The organism is Myxococcus vastator, from assembly GCF_010894475.1.
In the GTDB taxonomy this organism is placed as follows: Bacteria; Myxococcota; Myxococcia; order Myxococcales; family Myxococcaceae; genus Myxococcus; species Myxococcus vastator.
The window spans coordinates 1-3,132 of the sequence record NZ_JAAIYB010000679.1 but is presented as its reverse complement, the minus strand read 5'-3'; the positions used below and the strand labels follow the sequence as shown (position 1 = coordinate 3,132).

2 protein-coding genes and 1 pseudogene are annotated in these 3,132 nt (G+C 66.8%); 2 read left to right on the top strand and 1 reads right to left on the bottom strand.

Annotation, left to right across the window (positions count from 1 at the left end; translation table 11 throughout):
- The first annotated feature begins 110 nt into the window (after positions 1-110).
- Positions 111-1,583: a CARDB domain-containing protein gene (locus G4D87_RS35960; protein ID WP_338045022.1), complete on the top strand. Its 1,473-nt coding sequence runs from the start codon at positions 111-113 to the stop codon at positions 1,581-1,583.
- A 34-nt stretch (positions 1,584-1,617) separates the two neighbouring features.
- Here the strand turns inward: G4D87_RS35960 and G4D87_RS39785 are convergent, their stop codons facing one another.
- Entirely contained in the window at positions 1,618-1,986 is a 369-nt protein-coding gene (locus G4D87_RS39785) for a citrate/2-methylcitrate synthase (RefSeq protein WP_275902326.1), read from the bottom strand.
- A 257-nt stretch (positions 1,987-2,243) separates the two neighbouring features.
- Here G4D87_RS39785 and G4D87_RS35950 point away from each other — a divergent pair.
- Positions 2,244-3,132 (top strand): annotated as a pseudogene (locus G4D87_RS35950) (hypothetical protein); the annotation flags it as partial.

Sequence of the window (3,132 nt, the reverse complement as noted above, 5' to 3'; positions counted from 1 at the left end):
GCTCTTCGTTGATGGCCACCTTGCGTACCAGCATGGCCTCTCCTCCTGTACCCCACCACTCTGCTTCGCACGGAGCTGTCAGGTAGGCGCCTGGCGAGCCGCTCGCTCAAATGCGGGGATCGCTCAGGTCCCCGGCTTCGATGGTAGCCGCAGACTTGGCTCCCATTGCCTTCATTGGGCCTGCCGCAGCGGCGACACGGCAGACGGTTTCCTTGTCCTGGACCGTCACGAACCAGGGCTCGGTGGATGCCACGCCATCATGGCGCGACGCCATATATCTGTCGCGCGACATCTACCCCAGCAGCAACGACGCGCTGGTGCTGGATGCGTCACGGAGTACGCTGCTCGCGCCGGGGGGCAGCTATACCGTCACGAAGTCGGTAGATCTGCCAGGAGCGCCTGCTGGCGACTACTTCTTGCTCCTGCGCGTCGACAGCACCTCCGTCGTGGTGGAGCGGGACGACGGGAACAATGGGTGGGCCGCGCTGCCCATCACCGTGACGAATCCTGACTTGGCCATCACCGCGTTCAGCGGACCGTCGGAGGCTGCGGTCCAGCAGCGGGCGCCCATCAGTTGGACGGTCACGAATGCGGGCACGGCCAACGCGTATCGGTCCTGGTCCGACTTCGTCTACCTCTCCACCGACCAGACGTTCGGTGGTGGAGACGTCAACGTGACGAGCTGGCAGCACTCGGGTGGGCTGGCACCGGGAGCGAGCTACACGGTCGCCAATACCGCGACACTGCCAAACGTTCCTGCAGGGAACTACTTTCTGCTCCTCCGGGTCGACCATTACGGTGCCCTCTACGAATCGGAAGAGACGAACAACACTTGGACCGCGCTGCCCATCACCGTGACGAACCCAGATCTGGCGGCCACCGCGTTCAGTGGACCCTCGGTGGCCGAGGCTCAGGAGTCCGTGTCCTTTACGTGGACGGTCACCAATGCGGGCACGGAGGTCGCGTACCCGAACTGGTACGACTACGTCTACCTCTCTACGGACGAGAGATATGACAGCGGGGATACGTCGGTGCTGAGCGAGGTTCGCACGAGCGCGCTGGCGCCTGGGGCGAGTTATACCATCACGGAGTCCGCGGTCCTGCCGAGCGTGCCTGCTGGGAACTACTTCCTCCTCCTTCGAGTAGACCGCAACGGTGTGCTTCACGAGCCGAATGAGGAGAACAACACATGGACGGCGCTGCCCATCAGTCTTCGCGCTGCGGACCTCGTTCCAGGGGGATTGTCGGCTCCGCCCTCGGCACGGGCGGGCTCCTCCATCAGTCTGGCCTGGAGCGTGAGCAATGGCTCAGTGGGTGTTGTTGCGCATCCGAGCTGGTCGGATTACGTCTACCTCTCCAAGGATGAGACCTGCTGCACGGGGGATACGTCGCTCGCGAACGAGTCACGCAGGACGGCTCTGGAGCCGGGGGCGAGCTATTCCCTCACCAGGACCGTCACGCTACCGGCGACGCTGACGCCCGGTGTCTACAACCTCATCCTGTCGGTGGATAGAAACGGCGCGCTCCCCGAGACGAATGAGGAGAACAACTTGGTCGTCGTTCCCTTCACCGTCGACCCATAGCAAGCAAACTCACTGGTAGGGATGGCGCCAACATTCATGGGGTCATTCCTACCGGTGAGCATTCATCGCGCCGCGGGCTCCATCCAGAGACGGTGCCCCTCGGAGTGGGAGCGGGCTCAACGTAGCGGCCGCGCGGACGCAGCAGGTGTCTCTGCTCGCGCTGCTCCAGCACGTGTTCCACCCAGCCCGCCGCGCGCCCTATCGCGAACAGCGTGGCCCCCGCGCCCGGTGGCAGTCCCAGCGCCTGCGCCAGCATGGCCAGCCCGAAGTCCACCGCCGGCGGCGGATGCCCCGCGTCCTTCAACACCTCCAGGAGCGTCTTCGTCACTCGCACGCCCACCGCCTCCGGACGCACCGACAGCGCCGCCTCCACCAGCGGAGGAGTAGAGCCGGACCTGCCCACCCTGGCACGAGGTCGAGGTGCTGTGCCGCCTCTCCGTGCCAGTGTGTGGGGCTGCCCAGACGGCTTCCCGGGTGGTGGTGACGTGCAGGTGTGCGAGGACCTCGCTGTCCGGCTTGGCACGTCTGTCGATACTCCCAACGGGCCGGGTCGCCTGTGACTCTTGCAGTCAACTTCCCCGCACGGTTTGCCGACCTGTCGGACTGAGCAGGGAGCCTCTGTGCTGAGCGCCCCTGCTGGGGCCCGCCACGGAGGCGTCGATGGGCATGCATGGGAGTTGGGCCGTCGTCTTGCTGCTGCTGTTGCCCGGGGCCGGAGGGGCGCAGGAGGCCGTCACCCCAGAGGACTTCGACGCCACCGTGCGAAGGCTGGAGGAGGCCATCTCCGACAAGTCTTCCGGCGAGGAGGAAGAGGGAGAGGCTCAGCCCGAGGAGGAGTCCTCTGCGTCCGCGACGTCCGACTCGGCACCTCCGATGACGAACCTGCTGCGCATGGACGCGGCGACGTGGACGTTGCTGCCTCGGAGGGGCGCAGGCACCGACGAAGGCTTCGTGCAGGTGGAGCCCATGGTGGCCTTGGGAAAGGGGGAGTCGTTCCGCCTCATTCTCGGGGCGCCGGTACGGCTGCGGCTGTGGGGCGGAGGGGAAGGCGCGGGCCTCGTGAGGCGGGAGGACTGGGACACGCTGTCCGACTGGGGGCAGGTGGTGCGCCTTTTCATGGTGGGAGGGGACACGCCCAACTCGGTGTGGCTGGGGATGATGGAGGGCTATTCCCTCCTGTCCGGGCACCTGGTGCGGCGTTACGGCAACCGCCTCAACCCCGACTACCACCCGGCCAGCGTCATCGCGACGGGGACATTGGGGCCGGTGTACGCGGAGGTCTTCGCCTCGGACATGCTGAGCGCTCGCCTGACGGGAGCGGAGGTGGCCCTGGACGTGCAGCACGTCCTCTTCGGCCGGCCCCCCGTCCCGGGGCGGTACACGCTGGCGCTGTCTGCGGTGCATGACTGGGGACAGGTAGGCGGCACATCGAGGCCCATGACGCTGGCGCACCTGGACGCCACCGCAGTGGTGCTGCGGCGAGGGCGCAAAGGGCAGCGACTGGAGGCGCACCTGCTGGGCGGGTTTGGCGGACGCCCGAGCGAGGGCG

Excerpts from the sequence above, each read along its gene's own strand:
- G4D87_RS35960 (WP_338045022.1), top strand. The coding sequence starts at position 111 with ATGCGGGGATCGCTCAGGTCCCCGGCTTCGATGGTAGCCGCAGACTTG.